18 protein-coding genes are annotated in these 19,852 nt (G+C 64.8%); 9 read left to right on the top strand and 9 right to left on the bottom strand.

Annotated elements, in window-relative coordinates; all coding sequences use genetic code 11:
* The first annotated feature begins 128 nt into the window (after positions 1–128).
* A complete protein-coding gene (locus QNJ67_20870) occupies positions 129–773 on the top strand; it encodes an isochorismatase family cysteine hydrolase (protein ID MDJ0611440.1) in 645 nt (214 codons plus the stop codon).
* A 233-nt stretch (positions 774–1,006) separates the two neighbouring features.
* Positions 1,007–2,110, top strand: coding sequence for a hypothetical protein (locus QNJ67_20865; protein MDJ0611439.1), 1,104 nt, complete (start codon positions 1,007–1,009; stop codon positions 2,108–2,110).
* Positions 2,111–2,161: 51 nt separating this feature from the next.
* Here QNJ67_20865 and cysN read toward each other — a convergent pair whose 3' ends face one another.
* Positions 2,162–4,060 (bottom strand): sulfate adenylyltransferase subunit CysN, encoded by a 1,899-nt coding sequence (cysN, locus tag QNJ67_20860; GenBank protein ID MDJ0611438.1) that lies wholly within the window; start codon positions 4,058–4,060, stop codon positions 2,162–2,164.
* Positions 4,060–5,061 carry a sulfate adenylyltransferase subunit CysD gene (gene cysD / locus QNJ67_20855; GenBank protein ID MDJ0611437.1) on the bottom strand — a complete coding sequence of 334 codons (1,002 nt, stop codon included), beginning with the start codon at positions 5,059–5,061 and terminating at the stop codon, positions 4,060–4,062. Before cysD ends, cysN begins: the two co-directional genes overlap by 1 nt.
* Before the next feature lie 342 nt (positions 5,062–5,403).
* Here cysD and QNJ67_20850 point away from each other — a divergent pair, with 342 nt between their 5' ends.
* Positions 5,404–7,146, top strand: coding sequence for an adenylate/guanylate cyclase domain-containing protein (locus QNJ67_20850; protein MDJ0611436.1), 1,743 nt, complete (start codon positions 5,404–5,406; stop codon positions 7,144–7,146).
* Positions 7,147–7,329: 183 nt separating this feature from the next.
* The gene (locus QNJ67_20845) at positions 7,330–8,169 is read left to right on the top strand and encodes a hypothetical protein (GenBank protein MDJ0611435.1); all 840 of its coding nucleotides are present in this window, start codon (positions 7,330–7,332) and stop codon (positions 8,167–8,169) included.
* A gap of 55 nt (positions 8,170–8,224) precedes the next feature.
* Here the strand turns inward: QNJ67_20845 and QNJ67_20840 are convergent, their stop codons facing one another.
* Positions 8,225–8,689 (bottom strand): nucleoside deaminase, encoded by a 465-nt coding sequence (locus QNJ67_20840; protein MDJ0611434.1) that lies wholly within the window; start codon positions 8,687–8,689, stop codon positions 8,225–8,227.
* A 406-nt stretch (positions 8,690–9,095) separates the two neighbouring features.
* On the opposite strand from QNJ67_20840, the gene QNJ67_20835 reads away from it, so the two are divergent.
* The 3 genes from QNJ67_20835 to QNJ67_20825 all read left to right on the top strand — a co-directional run bounded on the left by QNJ67_20835 (position 9,096) and on the right by QNJ67_20825 (position 12,340).
* The gene (locus QNJ67_20835; GenBank protein MDJ0611433.1) at positions 9,096–9,884 is read left to right on the top strand and encodes a fumarylacetoacetate hydrolase family protein; all 789 of its coding nucleotides are present in this window, start codon (positions 9,096–9,098) and stop codon (positions 9,882–9,884) included.
* A gap of 133 nt (positions 9,885–10,017) precedes the next feature.
* Complete coding sequence (locus QNJ67_20830) at positions 10,018–11,247, top strand: MFS transporter (GenBank protein MDJ0611432.1); 1,230 nt, start codon at positions 10,018–10,020, stop codon at positions 11,245–11,247.
* Between the two features lie 121 nt (positions 11,248–11,368).
* On the top strand, positions 11,369–12,340 hold the full coding sequence (locus QNJ67_20825) for an SDR family oxidoreductase (GenBank protein MDJ0611431.1): 972 nt from the start codon (positions 11,369–11,371) through the stop codon (positions 12,338–12,340).
* 115 nt (positions 12,341–12,455) lie between these two features.
* Here the strand turns inward: QNJ67_20825 and QNJ67_20820 are convergent, their stop codons facing one another.
* Positions 12,456–12,812, bottom strand: a complete 357-nt coding sequence (locus tag QNJ67_20820) for a helix-turn-helix domain-containing protein (protein ID MDJ0611430.1) — start codon at positions 12,810–12,812, stop codon at positions 12,456–12,458.
* A 235-nt stretch (positions 12,813–13,047) separates the two neighbouring features.
* Here QNJ67_20820 and QNJ67_20815 point away from each other — a divergent pair, with 235 nt between their 5' ends.
* On the top strand, positions 13,048–14,061 hold the full coding sequence (locus QNJ67_20815) for a zinc-binding alcohol dehydrogenase family protein (GenBank protein MDJ0611429.1): 1,014 nt from the start codon (positions 13,048–13,050) through the stop codon (positions 14,059–14,061).
* Between the two features lie 60 nt (positions 14,062–14,121).
* Here QNJ67_20815 and QNJ67_20810 read toward each other — a convergent pair whose 3' ends face one another.
* Positions 14,122–14,484 (bottom strand): STAS/SEC14 domain-containing protein, encoded by a 363-nt coding sequence (locus QNJ67_20810; GenBank protein MDJ0611428.1) that lies wholly within the window; start codon positions 14,482–14,484, stop codon positions 14,122–14,124.
* A 450-nt stretch (positions 14,485–14,934) separates the two neighbouring features.
* On the bottom strand, positions 14,935–15,120 hold the full coding sequence (locus QNJ67_20805) for a hypothetical protein (GenBank protein MDJ0611427.1): 186 nt from the start codon (positions 15,118–15,120) through the stop codon (positions 14,935–14,937).
* Between the two features lie 240 nt (positions 15,121–15,360).
* Between QNJ67_20805 and QNJ67_20800 the strand changes: the two genes are divergently transcribed.
* Positions 15,361–16,761 carry a short-chain fatty acyl-CoA regulator family protein gene (locus QNJ67_20800; protein MDJ0611426.1) on the top strand — a complete coding sequence of 467 codons (1,401 nt, stop codon included), beginning with the start codon at positions 15,361–15,363 and terminating at the stop codon, positions 16,759–16,761.
* 5 nt (positions 16,762–16,766) lie between these two features.
* Here QNJ67_20800 and betC read toward each other — a convergent pair whose 3' ends face one another.
* The 3 genes from betC to QNJ67_20785 form a co-directional block, all read right to left on the bottom strand.
* Positions 16,767–18,281 (bottom strand): choline-sulfatase, encoded by a 1,515-nt coding sequence (gene betC / locus QNJ67_20795; protein ID MDJ0611425.1) that lies wholly within the window; start codon positions 18,279–18,281, stop codon positions 16,767–16,769.
* A 211-nt stretch (positions 18,282–18,492) separates the two neighbouring features.
* The gene (locus tag QNJ67_20790; GenBank protein ID MDJ0611424.1) at positions 18,493–19,443 is read right to left on the bottom strand and encodes a 3-hydroxyacyl-CoA dehydrogenase NAD-binding domain-containing protein; all 951 of its coding nucleotides are present in this window, start codon (positions 19,441–19,443) and stop codon (positions 18,493–18,495) included.
* A 223-nt stretch (positions 19,444–19,666) separates the two neighbouring features.
* On the bottom strand, positions 19,667–19,852 hold a 186-nt coding region (locus QNJ67_20785; protein MDJ0611423.1), incomplete at its 5' end, for an SDR family oxidoreductase.

Below are 19,852 nucleotides of genomic sequence, written 5' to 3'. Positions count from 1 at the left end.
CCTCTGAATGGGGCGCGCTACGGCGAGGGCGCCAGGATAGGCCCAAGCTGCAAGCTTTCAACAGCTTGTGGAAGCCTTTCGCCCGGACCTAGACTGGTTTCCGGCGGTGATGGAGGAGTTCGAGGGCCATGACCGAAGAACCAAAGCGCGCGTTGATCGAGGGCCGGCCGGCCCTCCTGGTGATCGATATCCAGGAAGGCAGCTTCCATTCCAGCGAAGATGCCGCGATCCCTCATATGCCGGGCTATGCCGAGCGCATGAACCGTGCCCTCGCCATGATCGAGAAGGCCCGTGCCTGCGGGGTCCCGGTGATCTTCGTTCAGGAGGCGCACCGCAGGGACCTCGTCGATTTCGGCCGTGAGCTTGATGGGGTCGAGGACGTTCATTGCCTGGAAGGAAACGCCGGTACGGAGTACGCAGCGCGCCTGGGTGTCGGCGCCGAGGACTACACCATTCGCAAGCGCCGCTATTCCTGTTTCTTCGGCACCGACCTGGAGATCCTGCTCAAGGGCCTGGGCGCCCAGACGCTGATCATGGTCGGCGGTTTGACCGATGTCTGCGTCCACTACACCTTCGTCGATGGCCATCAGCACGACTACTTCTGCCGGGTGGTCGAAGACTGTGTCGCCGGATCCAGCGAGGCGGCGCACGAGGCATCGCTGCGCGCCATGGCGTATCTTCAGCATGGCGCCAGACGCAGCCTCGATGAAGTTGTCGCGGCGATCGAAAGCTATGCGGGATCCGCGCATCGGCTCGAGAAAAGCACGCTTTGACGGCCAAGCCGGGGCGCCTGAAGTAAAATCACGGCTCTTTTCTCTGCACCACACACGTTTTCATAGAAGAGATGGATAGTAGATCTGTTTCTACTCGAACACTTGTATTGGATTGTAGATAAAAATTTTTCACACGGTCCCATCGCAAGAATTACTTTCCGAATTAAGAAAGACGCAAGCACGGGTCCGTAAGTTCGGGGCTCCCTTTCACGCCGCGGGACCCGTCGGACGCGATGAACCGAGCTTCGCTTTGCAAGGCCGCCTTTGCCGTCACGGTCGCGGCGCTCTGGCTGTCCGGCTGTTCAGCGCGGGTGCACACGCCCTATGTCGCCGGAGTCGAAACGCCGCGGCTGGTGCCCGCAGCGCTCGGCCCCAGCCGCTACGACTACAAGGCCAGCTTCGCCGCGCCTACCGTCGAGGCGGAGGGCGAGACCGAAGGCTATGAGGTCAGAGCCTTGGCGTGGCCCGCGACCGGCGGGAACGGCCAGGAAGGAAACCTGGTGACCGCGCGATACTACAGGAGCACGTCAACCGGCGAGAAGCCCCTGATCATCATTCTGCCGATCTGGGGCAAGTACACCTTTCCCTCGAACACCCTGGCCTCGCACGTAATGGACAGAAGCGGTGGCGAGGTCGAGATCCTTCAGGTGCACGGCGAGAACTTCCTGTTCGATTGGGAGGGCAACGCAGCCGCCGTCAGCGAGGCAGAGTTCTTCGACCGGATGGATCGCAACGTCGTCCGGATGATCAATACCGTGAACGACATCCGCCGGATCGTCGACTGGGCGCGACGGCAACCGGGCATCGACCAGGACCGCATCGGCCTGGTCGGGTTCTCGGTCAGCGCGGTCGCCGCGAGCCTGACCCTGGCGCACGAACCGCGCCTCGGCGCCGGGATCCTGGTCATGGGCGGCGCTGACCTGCCCGGCGTGTTCTCGGCCTGCGACAGCATGCTGGAAGATCTGCGCACCGCGGCCATGGAACGCTTCGGCTGGAGCGTCGAGGAATACCGCGAGAGGATCGAAGGGCCGCTCGCGCCGATCGAACCGGGCCGCTACCGCACGCGAATCGACCCGCGGCGGATCCTGATCATCGAAGCGGAGCACGACACCTGCATGCCGCGCCCCGGCCGCGAGCAGCTCAGGCAGGCCATGGGCCAGCCGGAGCGAATCGCCTATCTCTACGATCACAAGATGGCCTTCATGTCGATGACCTTCCTCGGAGCCGGCACCCTCCAGGAAGAGGTCTACCGCTTCGTGGAAAAGACCTTCATTCCCGGCGCCCCGGCCGAGCTTATACAGGCCGACCGCACCGGCAACGCGCCCGGCGGCTATTGAGCCGCAGACCGTGGCAGGCTTCTGCCCCAGCCTGATCAGCCCGGGTGCGGCTCAGACGTAACCGCCCTTCTTCAGGTACGTGATCACCTGGTCGGCCAGCGCTTCGACATCGTGATCGGCGCTTTTCAGCACGATCTCCGCCTGCTCCGGCGGCTCATAATCGGAGTCCACGCCGGTGAAATTCTTGATCTTTCCCGCCCGGGCCCGCTTGTAGAGGCCCTTGGGATCGCGCGATTCGCAGACATCCAGGGGCGTGTCCATGAAGACCTCGATGAACTCGTCCGCCTCAACCAGCTCGCGGGCCATGCGCCGCTCGCTGCGGAACGGCGAGATGAAGGACACCAGAACGACGGTGCCGGCGTCGACGAAGAGCCTGGCGACTTCGCCGACCCTGCGGATGTTCTCAACCCTGTCGTGGTCGGTGAAGCCCAGGTCCCGGTTCAGGCCGTGGCGCACGTTGTCGCCGTCCAGCAGATAGGTGTGGCGGCCCATGGCCAGGAGCTTCTGTTCGACCCGGTTGGCGGCGGTCGACTTTCCCGATCCCGAGAGGCCGGTGAACCAGAGCACGCAAGGCTTCTGGGTCTTCTGCCGGGCGCGGGTGGTCTTGTCCACGGCCATCTCGTGCCAGGTCAGGTTGGTCGCCCGGCGCAGGCCGAAGTCGATCATGCCCGCGCCCACCGTGGCGTTGGTGAAGCGGTCGATCAGAATGAAACTTCCCGTATCCCGGTTCTCGGCATAGGGATCGAAGGCGATCGACCGGTCTAGGCTGAAGTTGCAGTAGGCCACCTCGTTCAGCTCGAGGGTCTTGGCCGCAACATGTTCCAGGGTATTGACGTTGATCTTGTAACGCAGGTCGGTCACGGCGGCGGTCGCACCGCAGGTGCCCGCCTTCATGAGGTACTGGCGCTCTGGCAGCATGGGGTCGTCGTGCATCCAGAGCAGATGCGCCGCGAACTGATCGGTGTGCTGGGCCGGCCGCGCACTCTCGGCGATGACATCGCCCCGGCTGACGTCGATGTCGTCGGCCAAGACCAGCGTCACGGCCTGTCCGGCGCGGGCTTCCTCGAGATCGCCTTCGGCGGTCACGATGCGGGTGACCGTACTCGACCGCTCGGCCGGGCAGACCACCACGGTATCGCCGGGCTTGATACGCCCCGAAGCGACGGTGCCGCTGTAGCCGCGGAACTCCGAATTCGGCCGGTTGACCCATTGAACGGGGAGCCGGAAAGGGCTGTCCACGCGGTCCGCGGCGACCGGAGCGGTCTCGAGCGATTGCAGCAGCGACGGCCCCTGGTACCAGGACATCGTCTTGCTGGCGGAGAAGACGTTGTCACCAGTCAGGGCCGATATCGGTATGGCACGGATATCGCCCAGCCCGATCTCGCCGGCGAAGGTCCGGTAGTCCGTCGCGATCTCCTCGAAGCGTTCCTGGTCGTAGTTCACCAGGTCCATCTTGTTGACTGCCAGGATCACCTGCCTGATCCCAAGCAGATTGACGATGTAGCTGTGGCGCCGGGTCTGGGTCAGAACACCCTTGCGCGCATCGACCAGAATGACGGCCAGGTCGGCGGTCGAGGCGCCGGTCGCCATGTTGCGCGTGTACTGCTCGTGGCCTGGCGTGTCGGCGACGATGAACTTGCGCTTGTCGGTCGAAAAGAAGCGGTAGGCGACGTCGATCGTGATGCCCTGCTCGCGCTCGGCCTGCAGGCCATCGACCAGAAGCGCCAAGTCGATCGATTCACCCTGGGTGCCGAACTTCTTGCTGTCGCTGCCCAGCGCCTCCAGCTGGTCTTCAAAGATCAGTTTGGTGTCGTAGAGCAGCCGACCGATCAGCGTCGACTTGCCGTCGTCGACGCTGCCGCAGGTGATGAAGCGCAGCAGGCTCTTCGCTTCCTGGGATTGTAGATAAGCGTCGATATCACTCTCGATCAGCGCCGAGGCGTGGGCCATCAGAAGTAACCCTCCTGCTTCTTCTTCTCCATCGAGCCGGCCTGGTCGTGGTCGATCACCCGTCCCTGGCGCTCGGAGGTCTTGGTCAGGAGCATCTCCTGGATCACTTCCGTTAAGGTGGTCGCGCGGGACTCCACGGCCCCGGTCAAGGGGTAGCACCCCAGAGTCCGGAAGCGGACCCACTTCATCTGCGGCTTCTCGCCCTCCTTGAGGGGGATGCGCTCGTCATCGACCATGATCTGGACGCCGTCGCGTTCGACCACCGGGCGCTCCTTGGCGAAATAAAGCGGCACGATGGGGATGTTCTCGAGGTGGATGTACTGCCACACGTCTAGCTCGGTCCAGTTCGACAGGGGGAAGACGCGGATGCTCTCGCCCCTGTTGATCCGCCCGTTGTAGAGGTTCCACAGCTCCGGCCGCTGCCTCTTCGGGTCCCAGCGATGATCCTGGGTACGGAACGAGAAGACCCGTTCCTTGGCGCGCGACTTCTCTTCGTCGCGCCGCGCCCCGCCGAAGGCCGCATCGAAGCTGTGCTGTTCCAGCGCCTGCTTCAGCGCCTGGGTCTTCATGACATCGGTGTGCAGCTGGGAACCGTGGGTGAAGGGCCCTACGCCCTGCGCCACGCCCTCATGATTGATGTGCACGATCAGCTCGAGGCCCTGTTCCTCGGCCAGCCGGTCGCGGAACGCGATCATCTCGCGGAACTTCCAGGTGGTATCGACGTGCAGCAGGGGAAAGGGAAGCTTTCCCGGATAGAAGGCTTTCAAGGCCAGGTGCAGCATCACCGCCGAGTCCTTGCCGATCGAGTAGAGCATGACCGGTTTGGCGAACTCCGCCGCGACTTCGCGGATGATATGTATGCTCTCGGCCTCGAGCCGCCGCAGATGGGTCAGGCGACCGGCATCGATAGGGTTGGCGACGCCGCCGCCCTTGCCGGCCGCGGCCTTGCTCACAGGCGAGGCAGCCGTGCCCCCGTCCTGACTTTCCTTTTCATCAAGCATGCTAGAACTCTCGGAACCGCCGGTTTCTTGAGGGTCGCATCCCGGTCACGCCAGAGCGGCGCCCGCGTGTACTCCATTTGACGGGAGCTTGCCAGCCCCTTTGATAACAAAGGATAACCGCCCCCGCGAACCGAACACTACCTTTGGTATTATTTACGACCAGGCTTTCGCCCGACCAAGGAAGCGACGCGTTCCAGCTCAGATAGTCGAAACTATTCGACAAACAATGGATTTAACGAGCCGGCCCTTTTGACTTTTTGGCCCCGGCCTTTAGACCTACGATGGCAATCCTAAGACAAAGCGCAGCGTGTCACGGTGCGCGCTCGGCGGGGGCGGAGTTCGATGCAGCGTCGATTGGCCGCGATCGTGGCGGCAGACATCCCGGAATTTGCCCGCCTAGTACGCGCAGACGAGGAAGGCACCCTCGCCGCCTTCAAGCGTCATCGGGTCGAGCTGGTCGACCCCAAGGTCACCGAGTTTCAGGGCCGGATCGTGCGCCTGCAGGGCGACGGCGCCATCGTCGAGTTTCCCAGTGTCGTGGCCGCAGTCACCTGCGCCTGGGATATCCAGTCGGCGATGGCCGATCGTAACGCGGACGTGCCGGCGAACCGCCGGATGCTGTTTCGCATCGGCGTCAACCTCGGCGAGATCATCGTCGAGGGCGACAGAATCAAGGGCGAGGGTGTCGACATCGCGGTTCGCCTCGAGAGCCTGGCCGAACCCGGCGGGATCTGCGTCTCGGCCGAGGTCTATCGGCAAGTCAGACGGCGGCTCGAGCTGCACTTCCAGGACCTGGGCGAGCACCAGCTGGAAGAGACCGACAGCCCGGTGCGGGTGTACAAAGCGCTAAAGATCCCAGGCTCGAAAGAACCGGTCTCGACCGAATCGGCCGTGGGCAAGCCGGTGATCGCGGTGCTGCCTTTCGAGAACCTGAGCGGCGACGAGGAGCAGGAGCACTTCTGCGACGGCCTGACGGTCTACATCACAACGGACCTTTCCAAGTTCCGCAACCTCCTGGTGATCGCCGCCAACTCGGCCTTCGCCTACAAGGGCAAGCATATGAGGGTCCAGGACATCGGGCAGGAGTTGGGCGCCAAGTACATACTCGAAGGCAGCGTCCAGCGCGCCAACAAGCGCCTGCGCGTCAACACCGTCCTGGTCGATGCCCAACAGGGTCATCATCTCTGGTCGCGGCGCTTCAACAAGGACTTCTCGGATCTCTTCGCCATACAAGACGAGATCATCGCGCATACCGTTGCGGAGCTGGCGCCCAAGGTGACCGCCATGGAGCGGGAGCGCCTGGTGCGCAGTGGGACCCAGGATATCAACGCCTATGTCGCCTTTCTCCGCGGCACCCACCAACTGGCGACGAACCTGCCTTTTCTCAACGAACGCCAAGCCGCGGTGATCGAGTGCCGCAATTGGTTCGAGAAGGCGACCAGCCTCGACCCCTACTACGGCCGCGCGTGGGGCTGGTTGGGCTACACCCATGTGATCGGCTATGTCGAAGGCTGGGAAGGCCCGGAGGCTCTGACCGTGGCCAAGGAATGCACGCAGAAAGCGGTCGCGCTCGAGCCCGAGGACTACGACACCCACTGGGCCCTGGCCTATGCCTATTCCGCGTCCGGCGAGCTGGATCGCGCCTTGATGTCGTATCACAAGGCCCTGGAGCTGAACGAGAACGACGCCGACCTCAGGGCCGAGATGGCGGAGTCCCTGGGCTACCTCGGCCATCACCGCGAGGCGCTCGAGCAGATCGACCACGCCATGGTGATCAATCCGCGCTATCCCGAATGGTATTGCTGGACTCGCGGCTGGGTGCTTCATCACCTCAGGCGGCACGAGGAGTCGAACGCAGAGCTCCAGAAAATTCTGAGGCCCAACAACGAGGTGCGGCTGATACTGGCCGCCAACCACGTTCTGCTGGGCAACGACGAGCAAGCGGCTGAAGCGATGAAAGCCTTCCTGGAGCGCCGCGCCGATTGGACGGTCGAAAAGGAGCGGCAAACCCTGCCTTACCGCAACAAGGAGGACGAGCGACGCTGGCTCGATGCGCTGCGCGAGGCGGGCCTGCCGGAGCGCTGATAGGGCCGAAATCGGCCAGACCAGATTGTTGGCATCACAACGACATGGCCAAGGCAATTCGGCTGTGAGATGATCAAGACACGCGATTCGCTTGGTTGCGGATTAGTTCCAAGCGCACAATTCCGTAGCGCTCCGTGACTTTTTTTTAGGTCACCACGTCAAGAAGACTTGAGGGGGAAAGCCATGGCCAACGCAAGCCCGGACAACGCCTACGAGCACTGGCGCGAGGGTGCGAAGCAGTTTCCGATCAACAACCAGAAAGAGTTCAACACCGCCATCCGGCATTTCAAGCAGGCGATCAGGCTGGACGCCAGCTTCGCCCGCAGCCACGGCTGGCTGGGATACAGCTACGCGATCAGCGTCGTCGACGGCTGGAAACTGCCGAAACCAGACCACAGCCTGAAACCCGCTCAAATCCTGGACAAGGCCCTGCAGCTGGCGGAGAAGGCGGTCGAGCTCGATCCGGGCGACTACGACACCTTCTGGGCCCGGGGCTACGTCAGACTGCACCGCAAGGAAGCGGCGGAGGCGCAGAGCAACTTCGAGACGGCGCGGCGCCTGAACGTCAGCAACCGGGATCTGCTGGTCGAGAACGCCGACGAAAGGGTCTATGCCGGCGACCCGGACAAGGCGGTTGAGCTGATAATGCGCGCACTTAGAGTGCCGGATTGGTACCGCTGGACGCTTGGCTGGGCCTACTACTTCAAGGCGCGGACCGACCCGGTCTACTACGACCTTGCGATTCGCGAGCTCGAGCAGATCTGCGAGCAGCCCGGCGAAGGCAAGTGTCCCGCCGAGGTCCTGGTCATCATGGCCGCGATCTATGCGCAGAAGGCCCATATCGCCCAGGATCAGGCGGAGAAGAAGCGGCTTCAGAAGCTAGCCGAAGACAAGCGCAAGGCCTTCCGAAAGCTGCGCGAAACCGGCACGCTACGCCACTTCGAGCAGACCAACCCGTTCAAGCGCGCGGAAGACCGTAAGCACCTGATAGAGGGGCTTAAGCGGGCCAAGTTTCCCCGATAAGATCCGAGGCCAGAAGTTTGGCACCTTCATCGTGCTGAACTTCGGGCCCGTCCGGCTACTCTTCCTCGACCGCGATGTCCTCGTTCCAGAGGGCCGGCCGCTCCTCGATGAAGCGCTTCATCAGGGCGACGCAGGCAGGATCGTCCAGAAGCACGACCTCGACGCCCCGCTCGGTCAGAAAGTCGAGGTTGCCCGGGAAGTTGCGCGCCTCGCCGACCACGACGCGCGGAATGCCGAACTGGACGATTGTGCCGCTGCACATCATGCAGGGGCTGAGAGTGGTGTAGAGCGTCGCCTTGCCATAGCCGGGACGGCGCCCCGCGCGCCGCAGGCAATCCATCTCGCCGTGGGCGATGGGATCCTCGGCCTGGACCCGGCGGTTGCGGCCCCGAGCGACAAGCACCCCCTCTTCGACCAGGACCGCGCCGACCGGCACGCCGCCCTCGTTGAAACCCGTCTGCGCTTCTTCCAGCGCGAGGCGCATGAATTCCCGGTCGGCCGCGCTTGCTTCCGATGCCATGATTGCCCGGACCCTCCTCTTCCCTCTTGGGGAGGCCCAGCCTAGATCAGCAGCGCTCGGCCGGGAATAGTGTCAAAGACTACTCCCTTTTCCGCAAAGCAAATGAAGAAGGGTGCCCCGCTATCCGACAGGCGGCGGAAAAATGATCGATCGCGAATTCGGAATGCGGAAGCCGACTCTCCATCAAAGCTTCACCGCCGCGTCACGAATGTGCAATCGACCTCGAGAAATCTTGTCTGCGGGAAATGCGGCTAACCAACCTTCTTCTCGATTCTGACGAACGCGGCTTTTGTTAATCGGTATGCCCCCGCCCTGTCTCCCCAACAGGGCTACCACCTGAGGACCTCTCGCGAGGTCCTTTTTTTGTTGTACGATGAAGGCTTCCAGCGACCTCGCGAGAACGACCATGGAGCCTAGCGACATCGCAACCGCCGCCGAACGCCTGGCCGCGCTGCGCTGTCAGGGAGGTGTGCTGGCTGCCTTGCCGCCACGCTGCCGGCCCGCCGGTCTCGAAGACTCCTACGAGATCCAGGCCGCCCTGCGCCGGCTGCTCGCTCACCGCGCCCCCGGCCCCTGCGTCGGCTTCAAGATCGGCTGCACCACGGCGGTCATGCAGGACTATCTCGGCATCGCGCACCCCTGCGCGGGCGGCCTCTACCGCTCGACGCTGGTCGAGAGCGGCGCCGTCCTCTCTCTGTCCCGGTTCCGCAGGATCGGCGTCGAACTGGAGATCGCGGTGCGGCTCGGCCGAGACCTGCCGGCCCGGTCGAGACCCTACGAGGCCGCGGAGATCGAGGCGGCGGTCGCCAGCTTCCATCCCTCGATCGAGCTGGTCGAGGACCGCTACGAGGATTGGCCGACCATCGGAATGACGACCCTGGTCGCCGACGATTTCTTTTCCGCCGGCTGCGTACTCGGCCCGGCGGCCGGGCGGCCCGGCGACCTGGCCGGGGAAACCTGCGAAATCCTGCTCGACGGGACCGCCGCCGGCGCCGGCCACGGGCGGGATATCCTGGGCCATCCGCTGAACGCGCTACGCTGGCTGGCCGACCATCCGCCGGCGGCAGACGGCCTGGAAAGCGGCCAGGTCATAACGCTGGGGTCGGTGGCCAAGACCCTCTGGATCGACGCGCCGGTCCGGGTCGAGGGTCGCTACGAGAGCCTCGGATCGGTCGACTGCGCATTCGTGCCGTGAGGCGGGCAGGCGGCGGGCCGCCGGCTTTGACCGTCCCGGATCGCTCTACTAGTGTGACCGGCTGGGCGCGGGATGTTGAGAGGCCGTCGTGGTCACCGGCCCCCAGCGAAGCGCGATCTCGGGGAGCGGAGTCATGACCAGCGCAGAGACCGTCACCCGCGCCGGCTGGCGCACGCCCCTCGTCGTCATCCTCGCCGGCTGCCTGATCGCGACGATTGGATTCGGCGTACGGTCGGTCTTCGGCCTGTTCCTCGAGCCCATGACCGTGACACGGGGCTGGGACCGCGAGACCTTCGCGCTCGCCATGGCCTTGCAGAACCTACTCTGGGGCCTCGGTCTGCCCTTCGCCGGCGCGCTTGCCGACCGCTACGGCCCGTCCAAGGTGATCGCCGGAGGCTCACTGGTCTATGCCTTCGGGGTCTGGGGCATGGCCAGCGTCGAGTCCGGCTGGGGCCTGCACCTCTTCGGCGGGCTCCTGACCGGGATCGGCGTCGCCTTCACTGCCTTCTCTCTCGCGCTCGCGGCCATGGCAAAGGTGGTCGGCCCGGAGCGGCGGTCGCTCGCCCTCGGCCTCGGGACCGCGGCCGGCTCCTTCGGGCAGGTGGTCTTCTCGCCGCTCGGCCAAGGCTTCATTGCCGCCTACGGTTGGGAGCAGGCCATGGTCATCCTGGCCGCCTGCTCTCTCGCCATCCTGCCTCTGGCCTTCATCCTGCCGAGCGACCCCGGGGCCAAGGGCGAAGCGCCGAGTGAACAATCGGTCGGTGGCGCGGTGCGCGAGGCCATGAACCACCGGGGCTACATCCTTCTAACCATCGGCTTCTTCGTCTGCGGCTTCCACGTCGCCTTCATCACGGTGCACTTCCCGGCCTATGTCGTCGATCTCGGCCTCAGCCCCCAGGTCGGCGCCTACTCCATCGCCCTGGTCGGCCTGTTCAATATCGCCGGCGCCTTCCTGGCCGGCGCGGCCGGCCAGCGCTGGAGCAAGAAGTGCGGCCTCAGCGCGATCTACTTCGCCCGCGCCGTGGCGATCACGGCCCTGCTCCTCGCACCCAAGACCGAGACAACGATCTACCTCTTCGCCGCCGTCATGGGCATCCTCTGGCTCTCCACCGTGCCACTGACCACGGGCATCGTGGCCCAGGTCTTCGGCCTGCGCTACATGGCGACCCTCTTCGGGATCGTCTTCTTCAGCCACCAGATCGGCAGCTTCCTGGGCGTCTGGCTCGGCGGCCGGCTCTACGACACGCTGGGGTCCTACGACCCGGTCTGGTGGGCCGGCATCGCCCTCGGGCTGCTCGCGGCCGCGGTCCACCTGCCGATCAACGAGAAGCCGCTGGCGCGGCTGCAGGCACAGACGGGCTAGGACGTGGAAGAGACAGCCGTCAGCGAATCGAGGATTGTGTTGCGGCTTCCGTGGCCCTATCCGCGCGCCGCGGTACAAACGATGACGTGCCAGTTCCTTAGACGCCGTGGTTGAGCGTGGGATGAAACTCTACGGCAATCCGAACAGCTGCCGCGTTCTCGTGACTGGAGGCGCCGGGTTCCTCGGCTCGCATCTCTGCCGGCGGCTGGTCGACGCGGGTCACGAGGTGCTCTGCGTCGACAATTTCTATACCGGCCGCCGCACGACCATCGCCGGTCTCGAAGCGGAACCGAACTTCGAGATCCTACGCCACGACGTGACCTTCCCGCTCTACGTGGAGGTCGACCAGATCTACAATCTCGCCTGCCCGGCGAGCCCGATCCACTACCAGCACGACCCGGTCCAGACGACCAAGACGAGCGTGCATGGCGCGATCAACATGCTGGGCCTGGCCAAGCGGACCCGCGCCCGTATCCTCCAGGCCTCGACCTCGGAGGTTTATGGCGACCCCTCGGTGCATCCCCAGGCCGAAGACTACTGGGGCAACGTGAATCCTATCGGGCCCCGTTCGTGCTACGACGAAGGCAAGCGCTGCGCCGAGGCGCTTTTCTTCGACTATCGCCGTCAGCACGGGCTCGAGATAAAGGTCGCGCGGATCTTCAACACCTACGGGCCCGGCATGCACCCGGCGGACGGCCGCGTGGTGTCGAACTTCGTTCTCCAGGCGCTCAGGGCCGAGGCGATCACGATCTTCGGCGACGGCCTGCAGACCCGGTCGTTCTGCTATGTCGACGACATGATCGTCGGCTTGATGGCGCTGATGGAGACGCCAGACGACGTCACCGGGCCGGTCAACCTCGGCAATCCGGTGGAGTTCACGATGCTGGATCTGGCCGAAGCGGTGATTCGGAAAACCGGCTCCAAATCCACCCTGCAGTTCAGTGAATTGCCCCAGGACGACCCGCGCCAGCGCCAGCCCGACATCGCCCTCGCGCGCGAGATCCTGAACTGGGCACCGACGACTTCACTGGACGACGGTCTCGATCCGACGATCGACTATTTCCGCGGCTTGATCGAGGCCGGCTACGCCTGAGCGGCCGGCGGCCGGGCCTCCCGGGCGCTCGACATGAAGGGTCGGCGCCGAAGCCGGAAGCCGTCGCTACGCCCATCGACAGACACGCCCTGGAGAATCCCCGCCTGCCGCACGCTCACTTTGGGTGCAAGGAGCCCCAGAGGCGCAGGGCTTCTATCGCATCGCGGAGCTGCCGGCCCTTGTCGGTCAGGCTGTATTCCACCTTGGGGGGGACCACGGCGAAGACTTCCCGCCGCACGATGCCGTCGGCCTCCAGCTCGCGCAGCTGCTTGGTCAGGCTGCGCTGCGTGACCGAGCCGACCCGGCGGGACAGCTCGTTGAAACGCAGCGTCTCGTTCAGCAGATGGAAGATGATCAGCCCCTTCCACTTGCCGGCAATCTGCTCCAACGCCGCCTCGACCGGGCAGCCCCCGCTGCAATCGTAGCGCTCGAAGCGGGCGGTCGTGACGCCGGTTCCCTTTATGGTATCCATTCGACCCCTATAAGCCCAAATTGTGCGTACTTGCGCGCTGGGCGCCACTCGACCTATGCCTGCGCATCGCCCGAATGTCAAAAACCGGACGCGTCGAGCAGATGACCTGTTACTCGGTCCTGGCTGTCACGGCCATCCGCGAAGACCGGGCTGAAGACTACCTGCGACAGCGACCACGTCCTCATTGAGGGCAAGGATGCGCTCGCCTGAACGGCGCAAACCGTGGAGAAGAATCATGAAAGCCATTGGCTACACCATGCAGGGGGCCCTTGACCGCGAGGACGCCCTGGTCGATTTCGAGATGGAGCGGCCCGTTCCGAGCGGGCGCGACCTGCTGGTCCGGATTCAGGCGATCTCGGTCAACCCGGTCGACTACAAAATCCGCAACCGGCGCCCGCCCGAAGGCGAACTGCCCAACGTTCTGGGCTGGGACGCGGTCGGCGAGGTCGTCCAGGTCGGCGACGCGGTCACGTCGTTCAAGCCGGGCGACCTGGTCTGGTACGCCGGCGCGATCGACCGGCCGGGTACGAACGCCGAGTACCACTTGGTCGACGAGCGCATCGTCGGCAAGAAGCCGGGGACGGCGTCGAACACCGAGGCCGCGGCTCTGCCGCTGACGGCTTTGACCGCCTACGAGATGCTGTTCGATCGCCTGCGCGTCACCGATCCCGTGCCGGGCGCGGCGCCCGCCGTCCTGATCATCGGCGGTTCGGGCGGCGTCGGCTCGATCACCATCCAGCTGCTTCGCGCACTGACCGACCTGACCGTGATCGCGACGGCATCGCGGCCGGAAACCCAGGCCTGGGTGCGCGAACTGGGCGCGCACTACGCCATCGACCACGCCAAGCCGCTGCCGGAGCAGATCGAGGCGCTCGGCATCGGCGCGCCCGGCTTTGTGTTCTCCACCACCCACACGCAAGAGTACGTCGACCAGATCGTCGAGCTGATCGCGCCCCAGGGCCGCTTCGGCCTGATCGACGATCCCGAGACCATGGACATCATGCCCTTCAAGATCAAAGCGATCTCAACCCACTGGGAGCTGATGTTCACCCGGCCGCTGTTCCAGACCGCCGACATGGCCCGGCAGGGCGAGATCCTCAACCAGGTTGCCGAGTTGCTCGACGCCGGGAGGATCCGGTCGACCGCGACCGAGACGCTGGGCACGATCTCTGCGGAGAACCTGAGGCGCGCCCACCTGACGCTCGCCAGCGGCAAGGCCCGCGGCAAGATGGTGCTCGAGGGGTTCTGATCCGGATCCCCGTTGGGGGTCGAGATCCCGGGGCGGCATTCGCGAAGCCGAACCGGTCAGCTATGGGGAGTCGGTTTCCAGCCAAGCCATTGCCGTGTCTCGATCTGATGGCGAAAAGCGGCGGATCGGGACATCCATAATTTCCTGCAACCTAGAGACCTCGGCGTGCCAGGCTTTGGCGGCGAGGACGGCTATGCGCTCGAACTTGTCGCGCACTTCAAGGCGGGCGAAGAAGCGAAGGGACTCGGACTCTTCGTCCCACCCCTCCAGTTCCGTCCAGTCGCACAACAAGCCTCTCGGACGAGTCTCCGCGATCAAGCTGTTCACTTCAGTCATGCGCTCCACAATGTGGCTTGACCGAACAAGGCCCGACACTTTGAAGACGAGGAAAGATCTTCCGGGTTCTGAAATCACCTCAAGCATCAATTTCCCCCCTGTCCAAGCCGCATGATTTGTTCAGCCCAGGGTAGGCATCAAGTTGCCGCCGGGCCAGGAACTTGCATCGGAAGCAGCGGAAGGTCGCAGGGTGGGGCCGCTTCCCGGATGGCGGCTTGTGAATGTTCCGGAGGTCAGAGAGGCGCGCGGCGCAGGAGGGAGCGACCCTCCAGCGGCGTGGCGTAGTCTCGCGGACCGCGGCGCTCAAGTGCTGGGCGGCTTCCAACCAGACTTCAGGCGGATCGATCTAGTCGTCGCGATAGCGACCGAAGTACGCCGGCCGATTGATAGAGGGATCGTGCGGGTGGATAAGGGAGGCAACACGGCAGAGAAGCCGACCGTCGCCGCCGCGCCCGACCTGCTGCAGTCCGGCTAGACCGGCAAGAACACGTGCGAGGTCGAACGCAGCTCGGCAGAAATTCCGGTCTAGGTTATTCGTTACCCGCTGATGTAAGTGCCTTCGCGCGGCCGAAAGAAGATCTTCTGATTGTGAAGTCGGCCCAAGAGATTTTGTATGCTCTGCGCATCACCCGCCTTTCCGGCAGACTGGGCTGAGCGCAGGGCCATCTCGATCAAGTCCATGTCCTTGATGCTGAGGCTGAACTGGGTGTTGTATTTGGCCATTTTGACGTCCCTCACAGAAGCTTGCTTTTCAGTCCGGTCAGGTTGTTTCGACGGTCATGCCGGTTGTGCCCTTTACTCCCGGCTACGCTGCGGCCGACTCGCTTCACCGCATTAACCATCTCCAACGGTCTATCATGCCGATCGTCGGGCACAAAGCTGATCCGGGTCGACTTGTAAAACGCAATATTTACATTTATACTTATCGTAAATTTGTGAAATCCAAAGAGGCAGCAAGCTCCCGTGAAGACGTTTATTGGGCCTCACCTGCGCCGCCTTCGACAGGAACGGAAGCAAACCCAAAGCGAGATGGCCAAGGCTTTGGGAATAAGCACGTCCTACGTCAATCTCCTGGAAAAGAACGAACGAAGCGTCTCGGCCGCCGTGCTATTGAAGCTGTTTGAGGCCTATGGCGTCGACTGGCGCGAGATCTCGGAAGACGATCACGTCCACAAGCTGTCGGACATGCGGGCGGCCCTGCTCGATCCCCTGTTCGACCAAGCACGCCCAGATCTGATGCAGTTGCGGTCTTCGTTGGTTCACTGCCCGGAGCTGGCCGCGAGCTTTCTGACCCTTCACGCCGCCTATCAGGCTCTCACTGAACGCCTATTGAGCGGAGCTGCCGGCGACTCGCCCACGCAACTTGTCTCGACGTCGCCCGAAGCCCTGGTCCACGCATTCTTCCGAAAGCACGACAATTACTTCGAAGCGCTCGAGTCGGGCGCTCAATCGATCTTCGCCGCCGACCCGCCGCCGCCGGATGAAGTCTACTCCTGGGCGAAGGAGCGGCTGCGCGAGGATTTCGGGATTGACGTGCAGCTGCGTCCCGTTGCGGAACTGCCGAACACGCTGCGGCGCTATGATTCCCCGCGACGCGTGATCCACCTGTCCGAGGCCCTGGATTACCCCAACCGCGTATTCCAGATTCTCCATGTGCGCTGTCTTGTGCAGTTCAGCGCGCTGCTGGATGACCTTGTCGCGCAGTCGGGCATCGACCACGAGCAGGGAAAGGCCCGTTGCCGGGTCGAGTTGGCAAACTACTTCGCGGCGGCTGCCTTGATGCCCTATGACAGCTTCCTCGCTGAAGCCATGTCGTCCAAGTACGACTTCGATCACCTCGCGACGAGGTTTGGCGTCAGCTTCGAACAGGCCTGTCACCGGGCGATCACCTTGCGCCGCCCGGGAGCAGCAGGTGTCCCCCTGTTCTTCCTGCGCATCGACCACGCGGGCAATGTCACCAAGCGGTTCAACTCTACCGACTTCACGCTGGCCGAGTACGGCGGCGCTTGCCCCAGGCTCGAGGTCCACCGCTGCTTCCGTATGCCCGGGCGGATCGTTCCGCAACTCGTCGAGATGCCCGACGCGAGCCAGTATCTCGTTTGCGCACGCACGGTCGACCGCCCCAGCTTCACGCGCCACAACCAAGGCAATCGTCTCGCCGTCGCGATCGGCTGTGCGCTCGAGCACGCGGAGGCGATCGGCTACGCGAGCGATCTGCGCTTGCCGGCCGCTCACGCGACCGAAATCGGGATCAACTGCCGCATCTGCCCGCGCAGCCACTGCGACCAGCGCGCCCAAGAGGGAGTCACGCTGATCGCCCCAATCGACGCGAACCGGCGCGGCGCCACGCGGTACGAGGCCTGATGGTCCTATCCCACCCTCGGAAAGCGGGACCGCCGCTCGATCTCGGAGATCGGCAGGGTGTTGCGGATGTAGTCCTTGGCCGCGTCGCGGAAGGGCTGGTAGTCCCAGGCGGGCGCGTGGTCCTTCATGACGCCGGCGAGGAAGCGTCGACGGCGCTGGCTCTCCAGGACCTGCTCCTTTAGAAGCGCCGCGTCCCAGCGCGATGCCGCCTCTTCGGCGAAGGCCGCCGCGTCGGTCCCCTGCGCCGGGTCGGCCGCCAGGTTGGTCAGCTCCGCGGGGTCGGCCGCGAGGTCGTAGAGCTGCGGCGGGTCGCCCTCGGCGGTGACGTACTTCCGGGCGCCACGGCGGATCATGAAGAGCGGGGTGTCACAGCCCTCGCCGAAGTATTCGCCGACGGCTTCGTCGTGGCCGTCGCTCCCGGAGAGGTGCGGCAGCAGGGAGCGGCCCTCCAGGGGCGTTGCGTAGTCCGTACCCGCGCCGTCGGACCCGAGATCGACCAGAGTCGGCAGGATGTCGGCGAGCGAGACGGCTTCTGGCCGCCGCGCCGCCTTGAACTGCCGTGGCCAGCGCATCACCAGGGGCACGCGCGCGCTGTGCTCGAACCATGACATCTTGAACCAGAGCCCGCGCTCGCCAAGCATGTCGCCGTGGTCGCCGGTCAAGACCACGACCGTGTCCTCGGCGAGCCCGGCCTCCTCGAGAGTGCCAAGCAACTCACCGATCTTCTCGTCGAGGTAGTCGATCGAGGCGTAGTAGGCGCGGCGCGCCCGGCGCACCTCGGCCTCGCTTGGCGGCGGATCGTCCATCGCCATGGCGGCGCGCAGGCGCGCCGAGTGGGGATCGTCCGGTGCCGCTTCGCGCGGCACTTTCGGCAGGTCGATCTCCTCGTCGCGATAGAGATCGAAGAACTCCGGCCGGTTGATGTAGGGGTCGTGCGGATGGATGAAGGAGGCGACCAGGCAGAAGGGCCGCTCGTCCCCGCCGCGCGCGAGGTCGTAGAGGTAGCGCCGCGCCGTGAAGGCGACCTCGTCGTCGTAGTCCAGGTAGCTCGACCGCAGGCAGGTCCCGGCCTCGCGCACCACCGCCATGGTGTGGAACCAGTCGAGCTTGGCGCCGGGCCGGTCCCAGTCGGGCGTCCAGGTGAAATCGGCCGGGTAGATGTCGGTGGTCAGCCGCTCCTCGAAGCCGTGCAGCTGGTCGGGGCCGCAGAAGTGCATCTTGCCGGTGAGGCAGGTGCGGTAGCCGAGCGCCGCCAGGTAGTGCGCGAAGGTCGGCACCTCGGAGGAGAGCGCCGCGGCGTTGTCCCAGGCGCCGATCCTGGACGGCAGGCGGCCGGTCATCATGACGTAGCGCGCCGGGGCGCAGAGCGGCGCGTTGCAGTAGGCGGCGTCGAACACCACGCCCTGGTCGCAGAGCCGCGTCAGGTTGGGCGCCCTGACCACCGGGTGGCCGTAGCCCGGCAGGAACTGCGGCGCCAGCTGATCGACCATGATCAGCAGGATGTTGGGTTTCTTAGCCATGGTGATGTCCTGGTTCTTCTTCGCTGAGATGATGGCGATTTCGGTCCTAACGCCCCTTTTTGTCATGCCCGGCCTTGATCCGGGCTTCCAGGTTTGGTGTTCAGCCAACCCTGGATTGCCGGATCAAGTCCGGCAATGACAAGGTTCGGTGGCGCCTACGAGCCCTACTTGTCCTGACTTGCGTGTGGCGCCTCGACTTTGCGATCCGGTCTCAACCTCGCGCCGCATCGATCTCGGCTAGCGTGCGGATCAGCTCAACCAGCTTGACGTCGCGTTCCGCCGCGAGGTCCTCGAAGCTGCGTCCAGCCTCCTCGGCGGCCACGCCGTCGGCGAGCGCCTGACGCACCGCTGGCCCGAGATCGGGCGACCCGAGATCCTCCCACCAGGTCTGAATGCCGGGCCCGAAGCGGTCGCAGAAGACCTCGATGCCCTCGCCGCTGCTGGCCAAGCTGAATAGCATATGCGGCCCCATGATCGCCCAGCGCAGACCGGGCCCGTGCACGATGGCCTTGTCGACGTCTTCGACACTGGCGACACCATCGACCACCAGGTTGATCGCTTCGCGCCAGAGAGCGGCCTGGAGGCGGTTCGCGACGTGACCCGGCACCTCCTTGTGCAGCCGGATCGTGGTCTTGTTGCAGCGGGCATAGAAGCCCTCGCCCCAGGCCACGGCCGCCTCCGTGCCGAGCAGCTCGACCAGGGGGATCAGGTGGGGCGGGTTGAAGGGGTGGGCCAGGAAGAGGCGTTCCGGTTGCTCGAGGACGGCGCCGATGTCCTTGATCATCAGACCCGAGGCGCTGGTCGAGACCAATGCGCCGGGCGCCAGCGCCGGCTCGATCGCGCGGTAGGTCTCGTGCTTGATCTCGAGGCGTTCGGGCACGTTCTCCTGAACGAACTGGGCCTCGCCGACCGCGGCCTTGGCGTCGCGGTGGAACCGCAAGCGGCCCGGGTCGGCGTTCGCCGCGAGGCCGAGGCGCTCCAGCGCGGGCCAGGCGTTCTCGACGTAGCCCCGCACCTTAGCCTCGGCATCGGGCGCCACGTCGAAGACATCGACCGCCATCCCGTGGGCCAGGAACAGCGCGGTCCAACTGGCGCCGATGGTGCCCGCGCCGAGAACCGCCACCCGCTCGACCTGATCCGGCGCCACAGGATCCTTCGCCATGCCTCTATCCCCCTTGCAGGTTGTCATGTCCGGGATTGACCCGGGCATCCAGCTTTTCTGACCGTTCCTGGATTGCCGGGTCAAGCCCGGCAACGACAAGAGCCGCCCCAGACGCGGCAGGCTTCGAGAAACCAACGCGCCCTCGCCCGGATCAGCTGCGCCTCGCCAACTTCTCCCAAACGGCGAGGGTTGTTTTCCGGAAGCCGAAGCGGCTCGAAGCCCGCTAGAACAGTGCTGGGTTGATCGGCGAGGCTGCCGTCAATCCGCCGTCGGCGATCATCATTTGACCGGTGACGAAGGCCGCCTCGTCGGAAGCGAGCCAGACGGCCAGCGCGGCGATGTCGGCCGGCTTGCCCAGGCGCCCGACGGCGTGGCGGGCCAGCGCGTCGGCCTCGGCGGCCTTGGGGTC

The organism is Kiloniellales bacterium (genome assembly GCA_030064845.1).
Lineage (GTDB): Bacteria > Pseudomonadota > Alphaproteobacteria > Kiloniellales > JAKSDN01 > JASJEC01.
The sequence above is the reverse complement of the archived record's forward strand: the minus strand, read 5'-3'. Positions and strand labels throughout refer to the sequence as shown.